The sequence below is a fragment of the uncultured Roseobacter sp. genome, from assembly GCF_947488185.1.
Taxonomy (GTDB): domain Bacteria; phylum Pseudomonadota; class Alphaproteobacteria; order Rhodobacterales; family Rhodobacteraceae; genus Roseobacter.
In genome coordinates this window covers 95,606-118,070 of record NZ_CANKYM010000005.1, presented here as the reverse complement: position 1 = coordinate 118,070, position 22,465 = coordinate 95,606, and the positions used below count along the sequence as shown (strand labels likewise).

Annotated in this window: 22 protein-coding genes; 11 read left to right on the top strand and 11 right to left on the bottom strand. The window is 60.8% G+C overall.

Annotation, left to right across the window (positions count from 1 at the left end; all coding sequences use genetic code 11):
* Positions 1-6 precede the first annotated feature (6 nt).
* The 3 genes from uppS to pyrH form a co-directional block, all read right to left on the bottom strand.
* Positions 7-747 (bottom strand): polyprenyl diphosphate synthase, encoded by a 741-nt coding sequence (uppS, locus tag Q1A52_RS18675; RefSeq protein ID WP_300018893.1) that lies wholly within the window; start codon positions 745-747, stop codon positions 7-9.
* A 169-nt stretch (positions 748-916) separates the two neighbouring features.
* The gene (gene frr, locus Q1A52_RS18670; protein ID WP_300018890.1) at positions 917-1,480 is read right to left on the bottom strand and encodes a ribosome recycling factor; all 564 of its coding nucleotides are present in this window, start codon (positions 1,478-1,480) and stop codon (positions 917-919) included.
* A gap of 133 nt (positions 1,481-1,613) precedes the next feature.
* Positions 1,614-2,342 carry a UMP kinase gene (pyrH, locus tag Q1A52_RS18665; RefSeq protein ID WP_300018887.1) on the bottom strand — a complete coding sequence of 243 codons (729 nt, stop codon included), beginning with the start codon at positions 2,340-2,342 and terminating at the stop codon, positions 1,614-1,616.
* Between the two features lie 109 nt (positions 2,343-2,451).
* Here pyrH and miaA point away from each other — a divergent pair, with 109 nt between their 5' ends.
* From miaA to Q1A52_RS18640, 5 genes are all read left to right on the top strand, one after another.
* Entirely contained in the window at positions 2,452-3,327 is an 876-nt protein-coding gene (gene miaA / locus Q1A52_RS18660; protein ID WP_300019522.1) for a tRNA (adenosine(37)-N6)-dimethylallyltransferase MiaA, read from the top strand.
* 143 nt (positions 3,328-3,470) lie between these two features.
* Positions 3,471-4,232 carry an AraC family transcriptional regulator gene (locus Q1A52_RS18655; protein WP_299783436.1) on the top strand — a complete coding sequence of 254 codons (762 nt, stop codon included), beginning with the start codon at positions 3,471-3,473 and terminating at the stop codon, positions 4,230-4,232.
* A 205-nt stretch (positions 4,233-4,437) separates the two neighbouring features.
* Positions 4,438-5,481 carry an ABC transporter permease gene (locus tag Q1A52_RS18650; RefSeq protein ID WP_300018884.1) on the top strand — a complete coding sequence of 348 codons (1,044 nt, stop codon included), beginning with the start codon at positions 4,438-4,440 and terminating at the stop codon, positions 5,479-5,481.
* Between the two features lie 13 nt (positions 5,482-5,494).
* The gene (locus Q1A52_RS18645) at positions 5,495-6,712 is read left to right on the top strand and encodes an ABC transporter permease (RefSeq protein ID WP_299783438.1); all 1,218 of its coding nucleotides are present in this window, start codon (positions 5,495-5,497) and stop codon (positions 6,710-6,712) included.
* A gap of 103 nt (positions 6,713-6,815) precedes the next feature.
* Positions 6,816-8,906, top strand: a complete 2,091-nt coding sequence (locus tag Q1A52_RS18640) for an ABC transporter ATP-binding protein (RefSeq protein WP_300018881.1) — start codon at positions 6,816-6,818, stop codon at positions 8,904-8,906.
* Between the two features lie 114 nt (positions 8,907-9,020).
* On the opposite strand, the gene Q1A52_RS18635 is transcribed toward Q1A52_RS18640, so the two are convergent.
* From Q1A52_RS18635 to Q1A52_RS18625, 3 genes are all read right to left on the bottom strand, one after another.
* Complete coding sequence (locus Q1A52_RS18635; RefSeq protein ID WP_300018878.1) at positions 9,021-9,491, bottom strand: hypothetical protein; 471 nt, start codon at positions 9,489-9,491, stop codon at positions 9,021-9,023.
* Positions 9,492-9,778: 287 nt separating this feature from the next.
* The gene (locus tag Q1A52_RS18630) at positions 9,779-10,192 is read right to left on the bottom strand and encodes a hypothetical protein (RefSeq protein WP_300018875.1); all 414 of its coding nucleotides are present in this window, start codon (positions 10,190-10,192) and stop codon (positions 9,779-9,781) included.
* A gap of 158 nt (positions 10,193-10,350) precedes the next feature.
* Positions 10,351-10,887 (bottom strand): lytic transglycosylase domain-containing protein, encoded by a 537-nt coding sequence (locus Q1A52_RS18625; protein WP_300019520.1) that lies wholly within the window; start codon positions 10,885-10,887, stop codon positions 10,351-10,353.
* A gap of 258 nt (positions 10,888-11,145) precedes the next feature.
* Between Q1A52_RS18625 and ssb the strand changes: the two genes are divergently transcribed.
* Positions 11,146-11,643: a single-stranded DNA-binding protein gene (gene ssb / locus Q1A52_RS18620; RefSeq protein ID WP_300018872.1), complete on the top strand. Its 498-nt coding sequence runs from the start codon at positions 11,146-11,148 to the stop codon at positions 11,641-11,643.
* Entirely contained in the window at positions 11,627-12,073 is a 447-nt protein-coding gene (locus Q1A52_RS18615) for a GNAT family N-acetyltransferase (RefSeq protein ID WP_300018869.1), read from the top strand. Before ssb ends, Q1A52_RS18615 begins: the two co-directional genes overlap by 17 nt.
* Here the strand turns inward: Q1A52_RS18615 and aroB are convergent.
* Together aroB and Q1A52_RS18605 are read right to left on the bottom strand one after the other, a co-directional pair.
* Complete coding sequence (gene aroB / locus Q1A52_RS18610) at positions 12,070-13,185, bottom strand: 3-dehydroquinate synthase (protein ID WP_300018866.1); 1,116 nt, start codon at positions 13,183-13,185, stop codon at positions 12,070-12,072. The genes Q1A52_RS18615 and aroB overlap by 4 nt on opposite strands.
* Complete coding sequence (locus Q1A52_RS18605) at positions 13,178-13,771, bottom strand: shikimate kinase (RefSeq protein ID WP_300018863.1); 594 nt, start codon at positions 13,769-13,771, stop codon at positions 13,178-13,180. Before Q1A52_RS18605 ends, aroB begins: the two co-directional genes overlap by 8 nt.
* A gap of 81 nt (positions 13,772-13,852) precedes the next feature.
* On the opposite strand from Q1A52_RS18605, the gene Q1A52_RS18600 reads away from it, so the two are divergent.
* The 3 genes from Q1A52_RS18600 to Q1A52_RS18590 are packed head-to-tail and all read left to right on the top strand — an operon-like array spanning position 13,853 to position 16,501.
* A complete protein-coding gene (locus tag Q1A52_RS18600) occupies positions 13,853-14,002 on the top strand; it encodes a hypothetical protein (protein WP_300018860.1) in 150 nt (49 codons plus the stop codon).
* Entirely contained in the window at positions 13,992-15,533 is a 1,542-nt protein-coding gene (locus Q1A52_RS18595) for a hypothetical protein (RefSeq protein ID WP_300018858.1), read from the top strand. Before Q1A52_RS18600 ends, Q1A52_RS18595 begins: the two co-directional genes overlap by 11 nt.
* Positions 15,533-16,501 carry a site-specific tyrosine recombinase XerD gene (locus Q1A52_RS18590; RefSeq protein ID WP_300018855.1) on the top strand — a complete coding sequence of 323 codons (969 nt, stop codon included), beginning with the start codon at positions 15,533-15,535 and terminating at the stop codon, positions 16,499-16,501. The genes Q1A52_RS18595 and Q1A52_RS18590 overlap by 1 nt, the downstream gene beginning before the upstream one ends.
* Here Q1A52_RS18590 and Q1A52_RS18585 read toward each other — a convergent pair.
* On the bottom strand, positions 16,438-17,253 hold the full coding sequence (locus Q1A52_RS18585) for a metallophosphoesterase family protein (RefSeq protein WP_300018850.1): 816 nt from the start codon (positions 17,251-17,253) through the stop codon (positions 16,438-16,440). The genes Q1A52_RS18590 and Q1A52_RS18585 overlap by 64 nt on opposite strands.
* A 75-nt stretch (positions 17,254-17,328) precedes the next feature.
* Here Q1A52_RS18585 and Q1A52_RS18580 point away from each other — a divergent pair, with 75 nt between their 5' ends.
* Entirely contained in the window at positions 17,329-18,636 is a 1,308-nt protein-coding gene (locus Q1A52_RS18580) for an HlyC/CorC family transporter (RefSeq protein ID WP_299827310.1), read from the top strand.
* Positions 18,637-18,721: 85 nt separating this feature from the next.
* Here the strand turns inward: Q1A52_RS18580 and Q1A52_RS18575 are convergent, their stop codons facing one another.
* Entirely contained in the window at positions 18,722-19,495 is a 774-nt protein-coding gene (locus Q1A52_RS18575) for a hypothetical protein (RefSeq protein ID WP_300018847.1), read from the bottom strand.
* Between the two features lie 338 nt (positions 19,496-19,833).
* On the bottom strand, positions 19,834-22,254 hold the full coding sequence (locus Q1A52_RS18570) for an FAD-dependent oxidoreductase (RefSeq protein WP_300018844.1): 2,421 nt from the start codon (positions 22,252-22,254) through the stop codon (positions 19,834-19,836).
* Between the last annotated feature and the right edge of the window lie 211 nt (positions 22,255-22,465).

The following is a 22,465-nucleotide window of genomic DNA, read 5'->3' as shown; positions in this document are numbered from 1 at the left end:
GTCTCGCTAGCCTCGCACCCCGCCATAGCGGCGATCGCGTCCTCCGAAGGCAGCGCAGAGATGCTGGAACTCATCCCGCGTGAAGTCGGGCCACAGCGTGTCGATGAATTCATATTCCGAATAGGCGGATTGCCAGAGCAGGAAATTGGAAATACGCGCCTCGCCACTGGTGCGGATCACCAGATCCGGGTCCGGCAGCACGTGCGTGTCCAGATAGCGCGGCAGGGTTTCCTCATCCACCGCATCCGGACTGAGGTTGCCGTCCGCCACGTCCTTGGCCAGACGCTTGGTGGCGCGCGCCACTTCATCGCGACCGCCGTAGTTGATCGCGATTGTCAGGTGCACCCGCGTGTTCTGCTCGGTGGCGACTTCCAGGTCATTCATCATCTGGATCAGTTTCTTGTCCAGCCGCAAACGATCGCCGATGAAGCGCACACGCACACCGGATTCGACCAGGGCACGGGTTTCCTTGATGATGTACCTGCGAAACAGGCTCATCAGGCCCGCGACCTCGACCTGCGTGCGTTTCCAGTTCTCGGTCGAGAAGGCAAAGATTGTCAGGTAATCCACACCGAATTGCGGACAGCACTCGACGATCTCGCGCACGCGTCTGGCTCCGGCATGATGCCCGTAGAGCCGCGGGCGGCCCCGTTGCGTGGCCCAGCGACCATTCCCGTCCATGATGATCGCAACATGTCGCGGACATCCGGGGATCAGGTCGCTCTGGGGCTGTGGCATACCCGCCATTTCATTCTCCTGCTCGGAACACCGCTGCCTTGGTCTGGCAGAGGGTCTCTTTGTCAGATGACACTTTCCGCTACATTAATGTGGCGCAGAGTGATCTACCTATAGCTTATTTACTGCAGCTGTTGCACCGCCTCCGTATCCTCCGATGGGCGCTACACCATCACCTGCATCACACCTGCATGATCTCGCCTTGCTTAGTCTCCAGCATGTCGTCCACGGATTTGATGTAGCGGTCGGTGATTTCCTGAACTTCGCCCTCCCAGAGCTTCTGGTCATCCTCGGACATGCCGTCGCCCTTGGCCTTCTTGATCTGATCCATGCCGTCGCGGCGGACGTTGCGCACGGAGACCCGTGCGTTTTCTGCATATTGTCCGGCAACCTTGGTCAGCTCGCGGCGACGTTCCTCATTCAGCTCAGGGATCGGCAACATGATGATGGTGCCGTTCATCTGCGGGTTGATGCCCAACCCGCTCTCACGGATGGCCTTCTCGACCTTGTTCACCAGCCCCTTGTCCCAGACGTTGATGGTGACCATGCGCGGCTCCGGCACGTTCACCGTGCCCACCTGGTTGATCGGCGTCATGGAGCCATAGGCATCCACCATCACCGGCTCCAGCATCGACGCCGAGGCGCGTCCGGTGCGCAAGGAGGCAAATTCCACCCTCAGATTGGCCATGGCCCCATCCATCCGCCGTTCAAGGTCGTCGGTGTCCAGCATAAAATCGTCTGACATATATTTATCCTGCCGCAAGTTTCTTGGCGCGCCATGCCGCGCGCTGCGATTGTGTCTGTGTATAGATCAGGAAACGATCGAAAGGCCAGAAAGAGTTGTCATGCAACGCCCTCCCTGCGGGCCGCAGCGATCTCTAGCCCTGCACCCGCGTATAGGTGCCCTCGCCCGCGAGAATGCCCCGGAACCCGCCCGGTTCATCCAGCGAGAAGACGATGATCGGCAGGTTGTTGTCCCGCGCCAGCGCGATGGCCGACGCATCCATCACGCCGAGGCGCTTGGCCAGCACATCATCGTAGCTGACCGTCTCATAGCGTTTGGCATCGTCGTGTTTGGCCGGGTCCTTGTCATAGACACCGTCCACCTTCGTCCCTTTGAAGATCGCTTCGCAGGACATCTCGTTCGCGCGCAACGTAGCGGCGGTATCGGTCGTGAAGTAGGGATTGCCGGTGCCGGCGGCAAAGATGCAGACCCGTTTCTTCTCAAGGTGGCGCACGGCGCGACGGCGAATGTAAGGCTCCGCCACCTCGTTCATGGTGATCGCCGAGATGACCCGCGTGTGGATACCTAGTCCTTCCAGCGCGGACTGCATCGCCAGCGCGTTCATCACCGTGGCCAGCATCCCCATGTAGTCCGCCGTGGTCCGCTCCATCCCCTGCGCCGAGCCCTGAAGCCCGCGAAAGATGTTACCCCCGCCGATGACCATGCAGATCTCCACCCCCAGATCGTGCACCGATTGTACTTCCTTGGCGATCCGCTCAACGGTGGGCGGATTGAGACCAAACCCCTGATCGCCCATCAGCGCCTCGCCAGAGATTTTCAGCATCACACGTTTAAAGGCGACCTGCGGCTCGGCGTCGGACATTGGGGGGCTCCTGAGGCTTGGGGTTTTGTTCGGCGGCAAAATGTCGGAAAAGCGGGCAGACTTCAATGCATCCTTATGTGGGATGACGCAGAAAGTGACAGAAGGCCCGATGAGTGGCATCCAATCCCTGATCCGCAGCCTGTCGCGGGACATGCCCGTGCTGATCGCCGGACCGACAGCCTCCGGGAAATCGGCGCTGGCGCTGGAGATTGCCGCGCAGCAAGGTGGCGTGATCGTCAACGCAGATGCCAGCCAGGTCTACGCGTGCTGGCGGATTGTCACCGCCCGCCCCTCCGCTGAGGAAGAAACTGTGGCGCCGCACCGTCTTTACGGACATGTGTCCGCGCAAACCGCCTATTCCGCCGGGCACTGGCTGCGCGAGGCCGCACCGCTGTTACGGGAGGGGGATCGACCCATCATCGTCGGCGGCACGGGGCTTTATTTCTCCGCCCTGACGCGCGGGCTTGCCGATATCCCGGCCACGCCAGCGGATATACGTGCCAAAGGGGACGCACTCTTCCTGCCAGATTTGTTGGCGGCGCTGGATGCACCGACAAAGGCGCGGATCGACACCGCAAACCGCATGCGCGTGCAGCGTGCCTGGGAGGTTTTGACAGCGACCGGGCGCAGTCTGTCCAGCTGGCAAGACGACACCGGCGCCCCGCACTTACCGGAAACACAGGCGCATTGCATTGTGTTTGATGCGCCAAAAGACTGGCTGAATGCGCGTATCGCGCGCCGGTTTGACCAGATGATCGCAGAGGGTGCCCTGGACGAGGCACGTGCGGTTCTGCCGGATTATGACCCTACCCTACCCGCCCACCGGGCCATCGGAGCACCGGAGCTGGTTGCCCATCTGCAAGGGCGGATCAGCCTTGACGACGCGCGCGAACAGGCCGTCATCGCCACGCGGCAATTCGCCAAACGGCAACGCACATGGTTTCGATCCAAGATGCGCGATTGGCAGGCATTTTCACCGCAATAGGCTGCTTATTGCCCGTGAAACCGCCTCGGGCGTGACCTCCATGTGCATTAAGATTACGGTAATTTAATTCAAATACGGTGCATCTCGAAGGGGGCGTTATGTCATCGAATAGGTTGAAAATACTAACGTTATCGCAGTGGAGCATGGGTCAGGATTGGCGCCTGTCGCTGGCCCATGACCAGCCCGAGCATCTGCTGATCTGGATCACTCGGGGTCAGGGCCGCGTGTTGATGGACGGCCAGAGACGCGGTGTGGGCACGCATAATGCCATTGTGATTCCTTCGTGCAATCTCTTCGCGCTGGAACTTGGGCGACAGGCCATGGGTCAGGTTGTGGTGATCCCCCAGGAAACCGAACTGCTGATGCCGCAAATCCCGCGGCTTCTGCGCATCCGCGATTCGATTGCCATGAACGAGCTGACGGTGCTGATCGAGGCGGCGACGCGCGAACAGGCCAGCGGCAGACCGCTCCGTACGCAATCGATGGATGCTTTTGGCGCATTGATCTCTGTTTGGATACAGCGACAGATGGCGCTGGAAGAACACGCGCCCAAAAAACACAACGCCGCTGCACGCCTTTGCAGTGCCTATTGCGCCCATATCAATGCAGGCTTTGCCGCGCCGCTGACCATGTCAGATCATGCCGCCTTTCTTGGCGTCACACCGACGCATCTGACCCGTGCCTGCAAGGCCGCAACCGGCAAGACCGCGGCAGATCTGCTGACCGAGCGCAAACTGCATGAAGCCCGCTGCCTGCTGACGGCCACCGATGTGCCTGCGCAGGACATCGCACGCCATCTGGGTTTTGGCAGCGCCGCTTACTTCACGCGATTCATGCAACACCACACGCAGACCACGCCCAGTGCGCTGCGCAAGGCGTCCCTTAGCGCGCTGAAAGCCGCCTAGGTCATTTTCACCGCCTTCATGTCGCAACTGCAGCATCAGTTTGCGACCAGAAAGATGTCGCAAATATACAATTTTGCGGCGCAAGCCTACATTGACGCGGCCCCCAGACTCATGCCTGATGGATTCACAAAAATTACAAAGAGCGCAGAACAGCGCTTGATATCCGGCGTGATCACCGCGCCATCGCCTGACAACAGGGGCACCGATGGGACTATTTATACTCAGACGGCTGGGCGTCATGGTACTGACAGCGCTCTGCCTGACCTTCGTCGTCTTCTGGCTGACGAACCTTTATCCGAATCTTGAAAAACTGGCCAAAACCCAGGGCAACTTCCGCATGTCCGACGAGGCGGTGGCGAGCTATCTGGGCAAGAACGGTTACCTGCAACCGATGCCGGTCAAGTTCGGCCAATGGCTGGGTGTCTTGCCCGGCTGGACGCTCGAAGATGAGGGTGTCGTCACTGGCAAATGCTTCGGCGCGGACACGCCGGAAGAGGATCGGCGCAGTTTCTGCGGTGTGATCCAGGGGGATTGGGGCTTTTCGACGGTGTTCAAGGATGAAGTGGGGTCGATTGTGCTCACCCGATTGGGGCTGACCGGCAAGCTGATGTTCTTTGTGATGCTGGTGATGGTCCCCATGGCGCTCATCATCGGAGTACTCGCCGGGATGCGTGAGGGCTCCAAACTGGACCGCTCGCTGTCGACCTTCTCCATCGCCTCGACCGCCACCCCCGAATATGTTTCGGGGGTGATTTTCATTGCGGTCTTTGCCTCCTCCGCCTTCGGGCTGAAATGGTTCAAGGGCTCGGCGACAAGCGCGATGGACAGCGTCACCTTTGAAAACTTCACCCTGCCGGTGGTCACCATCGCGCTCTACGGGATGGGCTATATCGCGCGGATGACCCGCGCCTCGATGACCGAGGTGATGACCGCGCAATACATCCGCACGGCGCGGCTGAAGGGGGTAAAATTCTCCGACATCGTGCTGAAACACGCGCTCAGGAACGCGCTGATCGCCCCCTTTACGGTGATCATGCTGCAATTTCCCTGGTTGTTGAATGGCGTGGTGATCGTCGAGACGCTCTTCAACTACAAGGGGTTTGGCTGGCTGCTGGTGCAGGCGGCCTCGAACAATGACATCGAACTGCTGCTGGCGGTCTCGGTTGTCTCGGTGATCGTGGTGCTGGTGACGCAGCTGATATCGGATATCGGCTACGTCTACCTCAATCCACGTATCCGGATCGCGTAAGGGAGGGCTGGTCATGGAAGAATTATCCTGGGGCGGCATCCTCGCCCGCATGTTCATCCAGCTGGGTCCGGTGTGGATTTCGCTGATCGTTCTCTTCACCGTGTCGATGACCTACAAACGGCGTCTGGGGCTGTACGGCAAGCTCTTTGATAGCACCATCGGGATGATCGGGTTTGCGCTGGTGATGTTCTGGGTGTTTGTCGGTGTCTACGGTGGTCCGCTCGACATGCTGGTCACGCACGACCCGCTGAGCCAGGTATCGGGGATGAAAAACAAGATCCCCGGCACGCCGATGCGCGGCGCGGAAGAAGGCGAATACGCTTACTTCCTGCTGGGCGGTGACAACCTCGCGCGTGACGTCTTTTCCCGTCTGATCAAGGGCGCATGGGTGGTGGTGCAGATCGCGCCGGTCGCCACGCTCTTTGCCTTCATGGTGGGCATCACGCTGGGGTTGCCTGCGGGGTACTACGGTGGGCGTCTCGACACGCTGCTGTCATTTCTCGCCAACCTCATCCTCGCCTTCCCGGTGATCCTGCTCTTTTACCTGCTGGTGACACCCGAGATCGTGCTGACGGGCATCCCCAACTACATGGCGCTGTTCCTCTTTGTCTTCCCGCTGATCTTTGTCTGTATCCTGCTGAATTCTCGCTACTACACGCAGCCTTCGGTCCGGACGCCGCTGCTCATCGGCGTGCTTGGTGGGCTTGGGTGGCTTTACCTGTCACTGGTGTCCTCGGACGGATCAGTGGTAGCGACACCCACCTATTCGATCCCCGGCCTGCCTGCTTTCCTTGATCTTTTCGACATTGATCCGGGCATTTTGGTGGTCTTTGTCTCCGTGGTCTTCGTGAATTCGCCCACGGTTTTCCGGATTGTCCGGGGCCTTGCGATGGACATCAAGACACGCGACTACGTGGCCGCCGCCCAGACTCGCGGTGAGGGCCCGTGGTACATCATGCTGTGGGAAATCCTGCCCAATGCGCGCGGGCCGCTGATCGTCGATTTTTGCCTGCGGATTGGCTATACCACCATCCTTCTGGGCACCCTGGGCTTCTTTGGCCTCGGCCTGGAATCGGAAAGCCCGGACTGGGGCAGCACGATCAACGCGGGCCGTCGCCTGCTGGCGCTTTATCCGCATGCGGCTATTGCACCCGCTCTGGCGCTGCTGACGCTGGTGCTGGGGCTGAACCTGCTGGCCGATGGGCTGCGTGAGGAGAGCCTGCGCGATTGATGAGCGGGCGGACCGGGGGCTGTCTGCCCCCGGACCCCCGAAGATATTTCTGGCCAAAAGAAGCGAGACGCGACTGATCGGCCCTCCTGAAAGGAGAACACAGATGCCAAAGACCGATTATGAAGGTCCCATCCTTGAAATCGACAAGCTGTCGATATCGTTCTTTACGCGGCTGCGCGAAATTCCGGCGGTTATGGATTTTTCGGTACATGTGCGCCCCGGGGAGGCCGTGGGGCTGGTCGGGGAATCAGGATGTGGCAAGTCAACCGTGGCCCTTGGGGTCATGCAGGATCTGGGCAAGAACGGGCGCGTCGTTGGTGGGTCGATCAAGTTCAAGGGCCGCGATCTGGCGGAGATGAGCGCGGAGGAGTTGCGCGACATTCGCGGTTCCGAGATCGCGATGATCTATCAGGAGCCGATGGCCTCACTGAACCCGGCGATGAAGATCGGCAAGCAGCTGATGGAAGTCCCGATGATCCATCAGGGGATGAATGAGAATGACGCCTATGCGCGGGCCCTGCAGGTGGTCACCGATGTGAAACTGCCCGACCCCAAGCGTATTCTGGGGTCTTACCCGCATCAGCTGTCGGGGGGGCAACAGCAGCGTATCGTGATCGCCATGGCGCTGATGTCGGAGCCTTCGCTGCTGATCCTTGATGAGCCCACCACCGCGCTGGATGTGACGGTTGAGGCGGCTGTGGTCGAGCTGGTGAAAGACCTCGGCAAGAAGTACGGCACCTCGATGCTCTTTATCTCGCACAATCTCGGGCTGGTGCTGGAGACTTGCGACCGCATCTGCGTGATGTATTCCGGCGAGGCGGTCGAGCGCGGCTCCATTGAGGATGTCTTTGACAAGATGCAGCATCCTTATACGCAGGCGCTTTTTCGCTCCATCCCTCTGCCCGGAGCCGACAAAAACGCGCGCCCGCTGGTGGCAATCCCCGGCAATTTCCCCCTGCCCCATGAGCGACCCAAGGGATGCAACTTCGGGCCGCGCTGCGACTACTTTGAAGAAGGCCGCTGCGATCAGGGGTTCATTCCGATGCAACAGGTTGATGAAGGCGCGCGCCACGAGACCCGCTGCCTGAAATTCCAGGAGATCGACTGGGCCGCACCGCTGCAACTGGCCGATACAAAAACCAAGGGTGAGGTTGGCGATGTGGTCCTGAAAATGGACAACCTCAAGAAATACTACGAGGTCACGGCCAACGCGATCTTTGGCGGCGGCAACAAAAAGGTCGTCAAGGCCAATGAGACCCTCAGTTTCGAGGCCCGTGAAAGCGAGACACTTGCTATCGTGGGCGAATCCGGCTGTGGAAAGTCTACCTTTGCCAAGGTGCTCATGGGCCTGGAAACCGCGACCGAGGGAGAAATTCTGCTCGGCAATAAGCCCATTCAGGACATCCCCATCGAGGAACGCGATACCAAGACCGTGTCCGAGGTCCAGATGGTTTTTCAGAACCCCTTTGACACGCTGAACCCTTCGATGACTGTGGGGCGCCAGATCATCCGGGCGCTGGAGATCTTTGGCATCGGTGAGAATGACCGCGAGCGCACGCAGCGCATGCTGAAACTGCTTGATCTGGTGAAACTGCCCCGCGAATTTGCCGACCGCATGCCGCGGCAGCTCTCTGGTGGTCAGAAGCAACGCGTCGGCATCGCCCGTGCCTTTGCCGGGGACGCGCGGATCGTGGTGGCCGATGAGCCGGTCTCGGCACTGGATGTCTCGGTGCAGGCGGCGGTCACGGACCTGCTCATGGAAATTCAGCGGGAACACAAGACCACGCTTCTGTTCATCTCGCATGACCTCAGCATTGTGCGCTATCTCAGCGACCGGGTGATGGTGATGTACCTGGGGCATGTCGTGGAACTGGGCACGACCGACCAGGTTTTCTCCCCCCCCTATCACCCCTACACAGAGGCGTTGCTCTCGGCGGTGCCGATTGCCGACACCTCCGTGAAAAAGAAACATATCGTGTTGGAAGGCGATATTCCGTCGGCGATGAACCCGCCTTCCGGCTGTCCGTTCCAGACGCGTTGCCGGTGGAAGTCAGAGGTTGCGGGAGGGCTGTGCGATAAAGAGGTGCCCCCGGTCCGCACGTTGGCGGGCAATCACCAGATCAAATGCCACCTCAGCGATGAGAAGCTTTCCGAAATGGAACCAGTGATTGAGGTGGGAGTCGCCGCAGAATAAAAACGGCGCAGGCTCACGGGGGAAGAGGCCTGCGCCGTTACCACTCTGTGCCACGGGACGGTGACACTGTTGGTTTGCAAGGGATTCGGCGAAATTATCTCTGAACCAAAGGGGTTAGCTGCCAGATTTAATGTCTTCTTCAGGCAACATTTCGATAACGCGATCCGCAAAGGCCGTCAGCAGCGCATCGTAGAAGTCCGCATCACTGGGCGCGATGGAAACATAGCCGGCAGGCACGGCGCTCTCATCCGTGTGCGCGGAGAGACGGATCGTGTCGACCACTTCGCGGCTGCCGCCCTGAAAGCTGATGTAGCCTTCAAGCTCGTTGAATTCAGCTGAATCCGGCAGGATCGTGTCGCCGTCGAGGCTCACGCGTTTGATCTTCACGGTCAGGGTCGGGTCCGCCGGGTCGTTGCTCAAGGCAGTGATGCGGTCGATCAGCGCGCGCTCCAGATCGGCTTCGATCGTCGGATAGAGATCCAGGGCATTACTGCCCTGCGGCGCCTCAATCTGCGCCTGCACGTCGATGTCGCTGACACCCGCAGCTGCAATTGCACCAGAGGCAATCAGTGTGGTCAAGCTCACGGTCGCGACAGCAGTTGTTTTTTTCACAAAGTTGAACATCAGAAATGCTCCTTTCAGTTCCGTTTCACACCCACCACCTCATCGGCGCGGCGGGGATACAGCGAGAACAGGCATCCCTGGGAAATGGTTCCAAAATTGCTTGGAACCGATTGGGGTCCCGTCTTGGAAAGGCCACTCAAAAACAGCTAAAGATCGCGGTTTTTCGTTTATTCACAATGGATAGAGGAACGGAAAACGGGCCGGCAACTACTTGCCGACCCGCCAAATTGCTTTCAGGGATATGTCGCTCAGATCAGCATCGTAATCACCAAGCCCGAGAGATAGCTCAGCGAGAAAAGCGCGAACCCGGGGCGTTTGCTGGCCAGAAAAAGCGAGGCCAGCATCAGAATAGGTGCCAGAGCCAAGCCTGCCAAGGCGGGCAGAAACAGCATCTCGTTCAGGTCCGTGCCCGGCCCCCACGGGGAGTTCTCCGAAGTCAATCCGGTCAGTACCACGGCTGCGATGCAACCGAGCACCGACCCCATCGCCATTGGCTGGATATGCTCAAGTATTGGAAAGCGTCTGCGCCCGGTTCGGCGGGCGGACATCGGAACGGGCTGAGACCGCAGCGCACGGATAGGTGCGTTCTTGCGGGCAGGCGCAAGACCTTTGTGGGCGCGATTGATGCGCTCGATGCGTGCTTGGAAATTGGCGGTTGCCATCGTCGATCCCCATCGTTGTTTGCCGCAACTTTGCGTGGAAATCAGGCGGCACTGTGGCCGTGGCAGGGAGCCTTTGTGAAAACCGTGGCCAGAATTTGACCCGATATATAACATACTAAAATTTAACGTAAATTCGTAACTTTGAGAGCAACTTGACGCTACTGCCCCCCGATGACTTTCACGTAGTTCCGGGTCTCCCGAAAAGGCGGCACGCCACCATATTTCTTCACGGCGCCGGGACCCGCGTTATACGCGGCCAGAGCAAGCCGCCATGTTCCAAAAGCGCGATACTGCTCCTTGAGATAACGGGCACCGCCATCAAGGTTCTCTTTTGGATCAAGCGGATCGACCCTTAGGCTGCGTGCCGTCGCCGGCATAAGCTGTGCCAGCCCAAGCGCCCCCTTGTGCGACTTGGCCTTGGGATTCCAATTGGATTCCTGCTGCACAAGCCGCAAGAACAGGTCTTCCGGCACCCCATGACGTCTGGCCGCATCGCGCGCCATTTCCAGATACTGCCCCCGGTACCGGCCATCATACTGAGGCATCGCCCATTTGGAGGGCGTGTGCACGGTTGGCGGCTTTAGCCGTACCGAATTGTTGTACTGGCTCGCGGCGCGGGTATCGAGAATCTTCTTCTGCGATGCGAAAAGCTTGCTGCGGCTCTTGGTGGAAATAGTCTGTGCCGCCACTGGCATGCTGACGGCAACAAAGGCAGCCGCCAGAACGCTAAGGCCGGTCACCCGTACAAATGATCTAAATCTCGCACCCATCAAAAGCGAAATATACTGAAAGCGCACGCTGATCCAGCCTTTTGCGCAGGGTGGATTCAACTTCAACTCAAGGTTTAGGCCGTGGAAACCTTCCTGCTGTCGGTATAGGTTTAGTCAAATTATCCAGATCGAGATTCGCAAACCACGGGTCACGATATCAGAACACTCAGACAGGGGGGCGCAATGGCCGGCTCAGTGAACAAGGTAATTCTCATCGGCAATCTGGGGCGTGACCCGGAAGTGCGCAGCTTTCAGAACGGCGGCAAGGTGTGCAACCTGCGCATTGCGACTTCCGAGACCTGGAAGGACCGCAACACCGGCGAGCGCAAGGAGCGCACCGAATGGCATTCCGTCGCGATTTTCCAAGAAGGCCTAGTGCGCATTGCCGAGCAATACCTGCGCAAGGGCTCTAAGGTTTACATCGAAGGCCAGTTGCAGACCCGCAAGTGGCAGGATCAGTCGGGTCAGGATCGCTATTCTACAGAAGTGGTTCTGCAAGGTTTCGGCGGCACGCTGACCATGCTCGATGGCCGTGACGGTGGCAGCGGCGGCGGGAACTTCGGCAGCGGCGGTGGCGGCTCGATGGAATATGATGATCGCGGTGGCGATAGCCATGGTGGCGGTGGCGGGTCCAGCAGCCCGGCCCCGTCACGCGATCTGGATGATGAAATCCCCTTCTGAGGTCCTTGCCGTCCGGCCGTTGACGCAGCAGGACGCAGAGGCGCTCATCCTTCTTTACAATGACCTCACGTTCGGGCCGAAAACGGCGCGGATGCACGACGTATTGGCCGTTATGGCGCACCCCGGCACCACCATCTACGGTGCGATGGCGGAGGGCGTGGTGCTTGGCATGGCCACGCTGCACATCCTGCCGAACGTCACCTGGGACGGCCGTCCCTACGCGCTGATCGAGAACGTCGCCACGACGGAAAGCCAGCGTAACCGTGGGATCGGGCGGCAGGTGATGCAGGCCGCAATTGACCGGGCATGGCATCAGAATGCCTATAAGATCATGCTGATGACCGGGCAAAAGCGCGGCGCACGCGGCTTTTACGAAGCGCTTGGCTTTGACTGCGAGGACAAGTTTGGCATGGTGCTCCGCCGCCCCTAGGCCGGCACGCGCAGCCCGTCCTGCAGCACACCACGCACCATTTCTCCCGGCACATCCGAGGTGATGAAGGCCTGGCCGATCCCGCGCGTCAGGATGAAGCGCAGTGTGCCCTGCACCACCTTCTTGTCCTGCGCCATGAGCTGCACAAGCGCATCGGCATCAGGTAGATCACCGGGGATATCCGCCAGATCGGTTTTCATGCCCATCTCCTTGAGATGCGCGCGCACGCGGCTTGGATCTTCCTGACTGCACAGCCCCATGCGGGCGGAAAGCTCGAAAGCCAGCGCGCAGCCGATAGCCACACCCTCGCCATGCAGCAACCGGTCGGAATAGCCCGTTGCCGCCTCCAGCGCATGGCCGAAGGTATGGCCGAGGTTGAGCAGCGCGCGGTCCCCCTGCTCTGTTTCGTCGCGCGTGACGATGTCGGCCTTCATCTGCACCGACCAGCGTACGGCTTCTACGCGGGCTGCCATGTCGCCCGCGGCCAGTGCCGGGCCCTGCGCCTCGAGCCAGGCGAAGAAGGCGGCATCGCCTAGCAGCCCGTATTTCACCACCTCGCCATAACCCGCGAGGAAATCGCGCAGCGTCAGCGTGCCCAGCACGTCGGTATCCGCCAGCACCAGAGAGGGTTGGTGGAAGGCGCCGATGAGGTTCTTGCCCTGTGCGGCGTTGATGCCTGTCTTGCCGCCCACCGAGCTGTCGACCTGCGCCAGCAGCGATGTCGGGATTTGCACGAACCGCACGCCCCGGCGCAGGATCGCGGCAGCAAAGCCCGCCAGATCCCCGATCACACCGCCGCCAAAGGCCACAACCACATCGCCGCGTTCGACCTGCTGATCCAGCAGCCAGCTGACACTTTGCTCTAAAGGCCCCCAGGACTTGGTGGCCTCTCCTGCGGGCAATGCCAGTGCCGTTGATGCAATTCCTTCGGCGGCCAACCCGGCGGTCAGCGCGTCCAGATGCAGGGCTGCAACCGTTTCATCGGTCAGGATAGCAACCTTGGGCCGCGACAGCAGCGGCGCGATCTCGGCCCCGGCCTGCGCAATCAGACCCGGACCGATCCGCACGTCATAGGCGCGGCCGGGCAAATTCACCGTCACGGTTTCACGCATGCGTCTTCTCCAGCACATCCGGTCGGGTCAGCAGCACGTCGGCCACCCGTTTCGCCATGTTTTCAACCGACACCGGCGGCGCGCAGGACACCCGCAAATCGGCCTTGCTGTATTCCGGTACCCGTTCTGCGTAGAGGCTGGCCAACGTGGCCTTGGGATCAGCGGTGCGCAACAGCGGTCGGGTATCGCGGTGGCGCACCCGCGTCCAGAGCAGCTCCAGATCAGCGTCGAGCCAGACCGCCACACCCCGCTGTGAGATGTTTTCGCGGTTCTCCGGGGCCAAAAACGCACCGCCGCCCGTGGACAGAATACACGCCTGCCCCTGTAACAGCCGAGAAATCACCTGCGTTTCGCGCGCGCGGAAGAAGGGTTCACCGTCCCGCGCAAAGATTTCCGGCACAGTCATATTCGCGGCTGCTTCGATTTCCTGATCCGAATCAAGAAAGGAGACATCCAGATACTGAGCCAGCGCCCGACCGACCGCCGTCTTTCCAGCGCCCATCATGCCGACCATTACGACGGTTTTTTTCAGCGCGAAGGGCCTGGCTTTGGCATCTTCGGCCACGGATTGCTGAAAATCGCTCATAATTCCCTGAATGACGTGATATTGCTCAAAAGGCCATATATAAGTTTCTAAAAACAGGCAGGCAAACAAGGCAGTAAATCAATGTCGCGCATCTTCAAACTTCTACTTTTTCTCATTTTTGTCGGGGCCATCGGCCTCATCGGCTATGCCTACGTTGGTCCGTTTTTCGGTGCCGATTTCTCTGCACCGCAGGATGAGGTGCGCGTGCCTGTGACGTTGGATGCCAACTAAGATTACCTCATATCTGCAAGCAGCGGTGATCTGTGGCCTCGGGGCTCAGGGTGTTTCGGCACAGGACGCACCGCTGTCCGTGATCGACTGGGTGCAGCAGAACCCGGATCAACCGGCGATGACTTCCGTGGCGATGCCTGCGGGGGAACCGCCGGTGACATCGTCGGGTATTGCGCCTGTGGTACAGGTCAAACCACTGGAGGAAGAGGCAGTTCGCGTTATCGGGCTGGTTCCGACCGCCGTGACCGGTCTGCCGCAGGATTTGTGGCGCAAGAGCGATCCCACAAGGCTGAGCGCACGGCTGAACAGCTTGCCCGATTTCCGTCTGCCCGCAGCACAGGCACTGCTCTTTACCGCATTGCTGACCGAAGCGCGCGGGCCCGGTCAGGATGCAGAAGAAGAGGACATCTTTACCCTCGCCCGTGTCCAGGCGCTGCGACGCTACGGCGCCCTTGATCCGGCCCTTGCCCTAATCGAACAGGCGGACGTGACGCGCGACAGGGCCCATTTCACTACTTACATGGACCTAGCCCTGCTGACGGGTCAGGAATGGCTGGCCTGCAATATCCTGACCGCACAGCTGCATCTTTCCCCCGGGCTGGCGCATCAGGTCTTTTGTGCGGCCCGTCAGGGGGATTGGGCCACGGCGGCGCTTTTGTTCGACACGGCGCGTGTATTGAAAACGATGTCGCCTGCGGAAATCGCCGTGCTCGACCGGTTCCTGCACCCGGAAGTCTTTGAGGGGCTGCCGCCGCTGCGCCCGCCACGGGCGATCACACCGCTGCTGTTCCGCCTGCATGAAACCATTGGTGAACCCCTGCCAACGCGGCTGTTGCCGCGCGCCTATGCGGTGGCCGATCTGCGGGATCTGGCGGGGTGGAAAGCGCAACTGGAGGCCGCCGAACGGCTGGCCGAAACCGGGGCCTTACCGGACAACCGGTTGCTGGGGCTCTATACGGAACGGCTGCCGGCGGCCTCCGGCGGGGTCTGGGACCGGGTCGAAGCGATCCAGCAATTCGATACAGCGCTGGGGACGCGTTCGGCAGACGCTGTAGCCAAGACCCTGCCTGCAGCCTGGACCGCAATGCAGGAGGCGGGCCTTGAAACCGCCTTTGCGGCAATCTTTGCGGATCGGCTCAGCGGTCTTCCCCTGTCGGGGCGTGCTGCGGCGCTTGCCGAAACGCTGATGCTATTGTCCAACGGATACAAGGAAACCGCGGCTCAATCCGACGATGACCTTCTGCGCGCCGTCGCTGCGGGTGATCCTTCGGGGCTGAGGTCCAATGAGGCGACCACCCAGGCGGTGATTGATGCCTTCGCCTCCGGTGCCGCGCGCAGCGATCTGTTGGCGGATGCACAGCGCGGTGCCTTGGGCGACGTGATCCTGCGCACCCTGGTGCTGCTGGAAGAGGGCGCTGCGGGCAATCCGCAGGCGATCACGCAGGCGCTCGGCACATTGCGCGCCCTGGGGTTCGAGGACACCATGCGCCGCGCCAGCCTGCAAATTCTCTTGCTGGAAAGGTTCGGCTGATGGCCCGCACGCATTGGATCTCTGCCTTTCTCGAAGCACAGGCGGCCGAGCTTGGGGCCGCGCGCAACACGCTTTTGGCCTATGGGCGAGACCTGCAGGATTTTGAGGGCTGGCTTGCCCACCGCGACACCGGGTTCGACAAGGTCAGCAAGGCAGATGTGGAAACCTACCTGGTCGCATGCGACGCGCAGGGGCTGTCACGCGCCACCCGGGCACGGCGGCTGTCGGCGATCAAGCAACTTTATCGCTTTGCCTTCGAGGAAGGCTGGCGCAGCGACAATCCGGCGATCCAGATCGCGGGTCCGGGGCGGGACAAGCGCCTGCCCAAGACCCTCTCCGAGGCCGAAGTAGACCGCCTGTTGGAAGCCGCCCGCGCCTCGGGACGGTCCAAACGCGACCGTTCGCGCAACACCTGCCTGATGGAGCTGCTTTATGCGACCGGTATGCGTGTGTCCGAATTGGTCAGCCTGCCGGTGAGTGCCGCACGCGGGGACCCCCGCATGTTGCTCATCCGGGGCAAGGGCGGCAAGGAACGCATGGTGCCGCTCTCGCCCCCTGCCCGCGAGGCGCTGGCCGACTGGCTGCAGTTGCGCGACGGTATGGAAGACACACGTCGTGCCGATGGCAAGCCACCGTCCAAGTATCTCTTTGTCTCGCACAGTGCGGCGGGACATCTGACGCGGCACCGGTTTTACCTGCTGATCAAGGAATTTGCCGTGGCGGCGGGTGTCTCGCCCGGAAAGGTGACACCGCACACGCTGCGGCATGCCTTTGCCACCCATCTTCTGGCTAATGGCGCCGACCTGCGCTCGATCCAGACGCTGCTGGGCCATGCGGATGTGGCCACCACGGAGATCTATACCCATGTGCTGGAGGCTCGGTTGTCAGAGCTGGTGCTGACCCATCACCCGCTGGCCAAGGATGGCCCGCGCAACCCCTCGGGCAAAATCTCCTCCGACGGCCAGTAGCCGCTCAGCAGCGCTGTCTCGTAGCCCTGCGTCAGCCCGGCGCGGCGCATCTCTGTGGCCGCCGCCTCGGCATCATAGGTCAACCGGTGTATCCGCACCTCACCGCCGTCCAGCAGACCAAACCGCGTTTGCTGGCGCCCGTCGTTTGGAGGCATGCCAATGACGCCTGGGTTGATCCACCGCCCCCGCGCTGTTTCCCGGATGAAGGCCAGCCCGCAATGCCCGGCGATGATGTGATCGACCGGGCCAATCGCCGCCTCAACCGCCCGCCATTCTTCTTCAAAGACCGCCGCGTCGCTGCTGGGCCAGACAAAGCGTGCGACGTCCGTCAGGCCACCATGCAGCACCGCATATCGCGCGCCCTGATGGCGAAAGCTGATGACATCCGGGCAGGCGCGCATCCACGCCCGCGCCGCTGCGTCCACATGGGCCAAGGCATGGGCATACCAGCCCCGGCTCAACTGGTCACAGGTGCTGCCCGCTGCAAATCCACAGCCGCAGTCCGACGCGCCTGCGCCCAGCTGCTTTTCGCAATTGCCCGCTACCACCGCCGCGCCACTGCGCCGGATCAGTTCCACCGTGATCTGCGGCGCGGCGCCATGGGCCACCATATCCCCGGTGCAGATCATGTCACCGCCGGAAATCCCGCGCACCTTGGCCTCTGCAAAGAGCGCCCGCGTGGCCTGCGCATTGGAATAAGGCCCGCCAAAGAGCAACACCGGGCCGTTGATCACCCCCAGATCACGCAGCATCTGACGCTCTTGACTTGAATGCGCTTCGTCTCATGCCCATAACCATTGCAACCTCATCTTAGGATAACATTCCAAATGGAAACGGCGACTGCAACGCTTGATGGCGCATTCTGGCTCACCTCTGGCGTCATCCTCTTTCTTCTCGTGCTCTCTGGCTTCTTCTCGGGCTCCGAGACGGCGCTGACTGCGGCCTCCCGCGGTAAACTGCGCGCGCAGGCGGACAAGGGCTCCAAAGGGGCGCAACGTGCACTGCGGATCACCGAGGACAACGAGCGCCTGATCGGTTCGGTGCTTCTGGGCAACAACCTCGTGAACATCCTCGCTGCCTCGCTGGCCACGGTGATTTTTACCCGCGCCTTTGGGGAAAGCGGCGTGGCGCTGGCCACGCTGGTGATGACCCTGCTGGTGCTGATCTTTGCGGAAGTCCTGCCCAAGACCTATGCGATCACGAATTCGGAAACGGCGGCCTCCATGGTCTCCGGGCCGATTTCGATCGTGGTCAAGGTGTTTTCGCCCATCGTCGCCGTCGTGCGGCTGCTGGTGCGTGGCGTGCTGCGCGTCTTCGGCGTGAAAATCGACCCTGACAGCAACATCCTCGCCGTGCGCGAGGAGATCGCGGGTGCCCTGCATCTGGGCCACTCCGAAGGCGTGGTGGAAAAGGAAGACCGGGACCGTATCCTTGGCGCGCTGGACCTCAATGACCGCGCCGTCGAAGAGATCATGCTGCACCGCTCAGGCATCGAGATGATCAACGTCGCGGACGAGCCGCAGGCCATTCTGGAACAGTGTCTGACCTCCAACCACACTCGCCTGCCCGTTTACCAGGACGATCCGGAAAACATCATCGGTGTGATCCACGCCAAGGACCTGCTGCGCGCCATGTACAAGATCATCGGCGGACCGGAAGGCGATGCCGCCAAACTACGGGATTTCAAGATCACGGATGTGGCGATGAAACCCTACTTCGTGCCGGAAACCTCGACGCTGGACGAGCAGATGCGCCAGTTCCTGCGCCGCCACACGCATTTTGCGCTGGTGGTGGATGAATATGGCTCGTTGCAGGGGCTGATAACTCTGGAGGATATCCTCGAGGAGATCGTGGGCGAGATCACGGATGAATTCGACCCCGACGCGGAGCAGACCGTGACCAGCGGGGATGACGGGCAGTTCGTGGTCGATGGCGCGATGACGATCCGCGACCTGAACCGCGCCACCGACTGGAACCTGCCGGATGAAGAGGCCAATACCGTGGCCGGTCTGGTGATCCACGAAGCGCAGATGATCCCGACCAGTGGTCAGGTCTTCTCCTTCCACGGCTTCCGCTTTGAGGTTGTCGCACGCGACGGCAACCGGATCACCGAGCTGAAGATCAGACCTCTATAGGCGAAGCCTGACGTATAGGAACAGAAGCAAAGAAGGCCCCGTACCGGGTTAGCAGCGGGTACGGGGCCACCGGTCAATCGAGGCGTCAGGCCATATCGAACCAGAGGCTCATCCCGATTTCTCCCGGATCCGGTTCAGGCAGCGCAAACTCAAAGGCATCCTGCCCTGTCATCGCACCCTCATCGGTCTGCGCCGCACTCAATGTCGCAACAATGAGATCAGGCAGCTCGTCACTATCGTCATTATCATCGTGGACAATGATATCGGGCAATCCGCCCTCGTTACCTGTATCTCCATGACTATCGGTAGGATCATCGACAATATCGTCTGGATCTCTTGTGAGAATGTCATCAGGTTTCTCGGAGGTGCCGGTCATGTCTTCCATGATCATATCCAGCAGATCGTCGTCTCGCCCATGGTGCGTGGCGGCGACATTACCCCCAGCCAGGTCCCAGGCAATGTCGTCCGGGATATCCACGTCATCATCATCTGACGGCGCGGCGTCGTCGTCCGCCGGAGCAGTGGTTAGATCAAGCGCATTGGAACTCAAAACCACCGTTTTGAGTGGTGCCATATCGTAAACAACGGCTGGTGCTGGTTCAGGATGGTCCGGATCAATACTGTTCGGAGTGCCATCGTCGGCCCGCGCCTCCGTTACGTTACCGCCATCAATATCCCAGATGATGATGTCAGGCAGATCATCGTCATCGTCGGCCGGCGCCTCCTTCACGCTACCGCCATCAGGGTACCAGATGATGATGTCAGGCAGATCAACGTCATCATCATCCCCAGCGGTATTTGGTGACTCATCCAGTAATTCGAGATCGTTCATTATTCCTGTTTTTTCTTCAAAGGTCATAAGTCTTTCCTACATGCGTTGCGTTCGCGCCAGCGTCTTTCTCCCCCCGCGCCGACTGAAACATCCTCGCTTCATCGGCTGAGGTCGTTTCTGTCCGTCAGCCCATGTATTGAGATTGGCCAGGAAGAGAGCGTTCCATGCACTGGCTACCGGGGTCGAGTTCTGCCTGACATCCCAGCGCTACCGCACGAGAGTAAAACGCACCAACAAAAAGAATTTTCTTCGAAATAGGAACAGCTTATAGATTAAAGTTAACGCAATTTTGTTAACTAAACCGAAACCATTTCAACGGCGCAGTCGATGAAATCTCCGCGCTCATTTCATCCATTGTGAATCTCTCAGGCGCGCAGCCGTGTCCCTTTGGGGTCGAACGGCGGCTCGTGCAGGATGACCGCCTTGTGCGGCTGGCCCAGCACCATGACTTCGACCTGATCGCCCGGCTCCGCATCCTTCACATATCCCAGCGCAAGGCTCATGCCGACCGTGTAGCCATAAGCGCCGGAGGTCACCCGCCCGATGCCCTGCCCGTCCTTGAAGATCGGCTCGCCACCGGTGGCATCGGCGTTGGAGCCATCCGTCTGCTCAGCGTCCAGCGCCAGCAGCACCAGCCTCTCGCGCGGCGGCTTGGCCAGCGTCTCGGACACGGCGTCCTTGTTGAGGAAATCCTTGTCCATCTTGCAGAGCCGGTCGAGGCCCACTTCCTGCGGCCAGTATTCAGGCGAATACTCGCGGGACCAGCTGCCATAGCCTTTCTCCACGCGCAGCGACATCAGCGCGCGCGACCCGACCGGCCCCGCGCCGACCTGCTCGCCCTCGGCCAAAAGCGCATCCCACAACGCTTCCTGATCGCCCGCGTCGCAATGCAGCTCCCAGCCCAGATCGCCGGTAAAACTCACCCGTAGCGCCAGCACCCGGATGCCGCCCAGCTCGATCCATCGGCTCGCCATGAAAGGAAAATCCTCCGTGGCGAGCGATGCGTTGGTCAGCCGCTGCAACATATCGCGGGACTTCGGCCCCGCCACGTTGAAGCCGCACATGGCCTCCGTCCGGCTCTTGAACGTTGTGCCCTTGGGCAGCGGCACCTCATTGAAAAAGCGACGGTGGTAGCGCTCCGCCATGCCCGAACCGATCACCCAGAACTCCTCCTCCCCCAGACGTGTCACGGTGAAATCCCCGGCAATCCCGCCACGCTTGCCAATGAGCGGCGTCAGGCAGGACCGCCCCGCAGCTTTCGGCATCCGGTTGGCAAAAACCGCGTTCAACCAAGCCTCTGCGCCCGTCCCCGTGCACAGATACTTCGCGAAGTTCGAGATATCGATGATCCCGGCCTGTTCTCGCAACCGCCTGCATTCGTCGCCCACAGGCCCCCACCAGTTTTGGCGGGTGAACCCATCGGTATCTTGCGCGCCCGGCTCGGTCCCATACCACAGCGGATGTTCCCAGCCATAGTTCAGCCCAAAGACCGCGCCCATGGCCTTTTGTGCCTCATAAACCGGACGTGACCGTACGGGGCGCCCCGCCGCCCGTTCCTCGTTCGGGAAATGGATCTTGAATCGGTTTGCATATTGATCGCCTACGCGCGCCTTGGTGAATGCCGCGTCCGCCCAGTCGCCGAACCGTGCCACGTCCCAAGCGAACATGTCGTAGCGCGTCTCCCCGGTGACGATCCAATCCGCCGCCAACAGCCCCATACCGCCCGACTGCGAGAACCCGGGAATTATCCCGTTGCAGCAAAAGTAATTCGACAGTTCCGGCACCGGCCCAAAGAGCACATTGCTGTCCGGCGACCAGATCATCGGCCCGTTGATCACCCGCTTGATGCCCGCTTCGCCCACCGCCGGCACCCGCTCGATCGCGCGCATCATGTTTTCTTCGATCCGCTCCAGATCATCGGCAAAAAGCTCATGCCCGAAGCCCTGCGGCGTGCCGTCTTCCGCCCAGAACCGCAGGTTTTTCTCATAGGCGCCCACCAGCAGCCCCTTGCCCTCCTGCCGCAAATAATACTCGCCATCCCGGTCCGCGACTGAGGGCAAGCGCCGGTCCAGCGCGTCGATCTCGGCAATGGTCTCGGTCACGAAATACTGGTGTTCGGTCGGCTGCAGCGGCAGCGTCACCCCCGCCAGCGCCGCGACCTCGCGCCCCCAGAGCCCCGCCGCATTCACCACCCATTCGGTCCGGATATCCCCCTTGGGCGTCCGCACGATCCACGTGCCATCGGGCTGCAGCTCGGTGCCCGTCACCGGACAGAACCGCACAATCTCCGCCCCCGCCGCCCGCGCGCCCGCCGCATAGGCATTTGTGACGCCCGAGGGGTCTACATTGCCGCCATCAGGCTCCCACATGATGCAGCGAATGCCGTCGTAATTGACCAGCGGATGCAGCCGCTCCGCCTCGTCGCGGCTCACCTCGTGGAAGTTCATGCCGTAAAGCTTGGCCTTCGCTGCCTGCAGCCGCAGCTGATGCTCCCGTTCCTCGGTCTGCGCGAGGTAAAGCGAGCCCGGCTGGAACACGCCGCAGCTCTGCCCGGTCTCCGCTTCCAGCCCGTTGTACAGGTTCATCGTATAGTGCTGAATGCGGCTGATGTTGGTGCTGTCATGCAGCCCATGAATATTTGCCGCCGCATGCCACGTCGACCCGGACGTCAGCTCATCGCGCTCCAGCAGAACAACGTCGGTCCAGCCCAGTTTTGTCAGATGATACAGGATCGAGCAGCCAATGACGCCACCTCCGATCACGACGGCCTGGGCATGGGTGCGCATTGGGGTGAGTCCTTCCTGAGGTGTCCTGCGCCCCAACCTGCCGCAGCCCGTTACCCCCGGGTTGCGCAGTCGCGACATATTCCGTCGCAGGCGGACAAAGCCCGACACGTCTTGAGGCTTTGGCCAAACAACGGCATTCGGCCCGAACCCTGCGTCGCGATATCAAGGCAAAGGTCCAATCCATCTGTGCAAATGCTCAGTGCCGCACGCT

What these genes read in the sequence shown, in the direction of transcription:
- Q1A52_RS18655 (WP_299783436.1), top strand. Translation starts at nt 3,471, where the DNA reads ATGGGTCAGGATTGGCGCCTGTCGCTGGCCCATGACCAGCCCGAGCAT.
- Q1A52_RS18585 (WP_300018850.1), bottom strand. Translation starts at nt 17,253, where the DNA reads ATGCTGCGTGATCTGGGGGTGATCAACGGCCCGGTGTTGCTCTTTGGC.
- Q1A52_RS18600 (WP_300018860.1), top strand. Translation starts at nt 13,853, where the DNA reads ATGTCGCGCATCTTCAAACTTCTACTTTTTCTCATTTTTGTCGGGGCC.
- Q1A52_RS18625 (WP_300019520.1), bottom strand. Translation starts at nt 10,887, where the DNA reads ATGCCAGTGGCGGCACAGACTATTTCCACCAAGAGCCGCAGCAAGCTT.
- Q1A52_RS18595 (WP_300018858.1), top strand. Translation starts at nt 13,992, where the DNA reads ATGCCAACTAAGATTACCTCATATCTGCAAGCAGCGGTGATCTGTGGC.
- uppS (WP_300018893.1), bottom strand. Translation starts at nt 747, where the DNA reads ATGGCGGGTATGCCACAGCCCCAGAGCGACCTGATCCCCGGATGTCCG.
- Q1A52_RS18650 (WP_300018884.1), top strand. Translation starts at nt 4,438, where the DNA reads ATGGGACTATTTATACTCAGACGGCTGGGCGTCATGGTACTGACAGCG.
- Q1A52_RS18630 (WP_300018875.1), bottom strand. Translation starts at nt 10,192, where the DNA reads ATGGCAACCGCCAATTTCCAAGCACGCATCGAGCGCATCAATCGCGCC.
- pyrH (WP_300018887.1), bottom strand. Translation starts at nt 2,342, where the DNA reads ATGTCCGACGCCGAGCCGCAGGTCGCCTTTAAACGTGTGATGCTGAAA.
- Q1A52_RS18570 (WP_300018844.1), bottom strand. Translation starts at nt 22,254, where the DNA reads ATGCGCACCCATGCCCAGGCCGTCGTGATCGGAGGTGGCGTCATTGGC.
- ssb (WP_300018872.1), top strand. Translation starts at nt 11,146, where the DNA reads ATGGCCGGCTCAGTGAACAAGGTAATTCTCATCGGCAATCTGGGGCGT.
- Q1A52_RS18575 (WP_300018847.1), bottom strand. Translation starts at nt 19,495, where the DNA reads ATGACCTTTGAAGAAAAAACAGGAATAATGAACGATCTCGAATTACTG.
- Q1A52_RS18580 (WP_299827310.1), top strand. Translation starts at nt 17,329, where the DNA reads ATGGAAACGGCGACTGCAACGCTTGATGGCGCATTCTGGCTCACCTCT.
- Q1A52_RS18605 (WP_300018863.1), bottom strand. Translation starts at nt 13,771, where the DNA reads ATGAGCGATTTTCAGCAATCCGTGGCCGAAGATGCCAAAGCCAGGCCC.
- Q1A52_RS18640 (WP_300018881.1), top strand. Translation starts at nt 6,816, where the DNA reads ATGCCAAAGACCGATTATGAAGGTCCCATCCTTGAAATCGACAAGCTG.
- Q1A52_RS18590 (WP_300018855.1), top strand. Translation starts at nt 15,533, where the DNA reads ATGGCCCGCACGCATTGGATCTCTGCCTTTCTCGAAGCACAGGCGGCC.
- Q1A52_RS18615 (WP_300018869.1), top strand. Translation starts at nt 11,627, where the DNA reads ATGAAATCCCCTTCTGAGGTCCTTGCCGTCCGGCCGTTGACGCAGCAG.
- miaA (WP_300019522.1), top strand. Translation starts at nt 2,452, where the DNA reads ATGAGTGGCATCCAATCCCTGATCCGCAGCCTGTCGCGGGACATGCCC.
- Q1A52_RS18645 (WP_299783438.1), top strand. Translation starts at nt 5,495, where the DNA reads ATGGAAGAATTATCCTGGGGCGGCATCCTCGCCCGCATGTTCATCCAG.
- aroB (WP_300018866.1), bottom strand. Translation starts at nt 13,185, where the DNA reads ATGCGTGAAACCGTGACGGTGAATTTGCCCGGCCGCGCCTATGACGTG.
- frr (WP_300018890.1), bottom strand. Translation starts at nt 1,480, where the DNA reads ATGTCAGACGATTTTATGCTGGACACCGACGACCTTGAACGGCGGATG.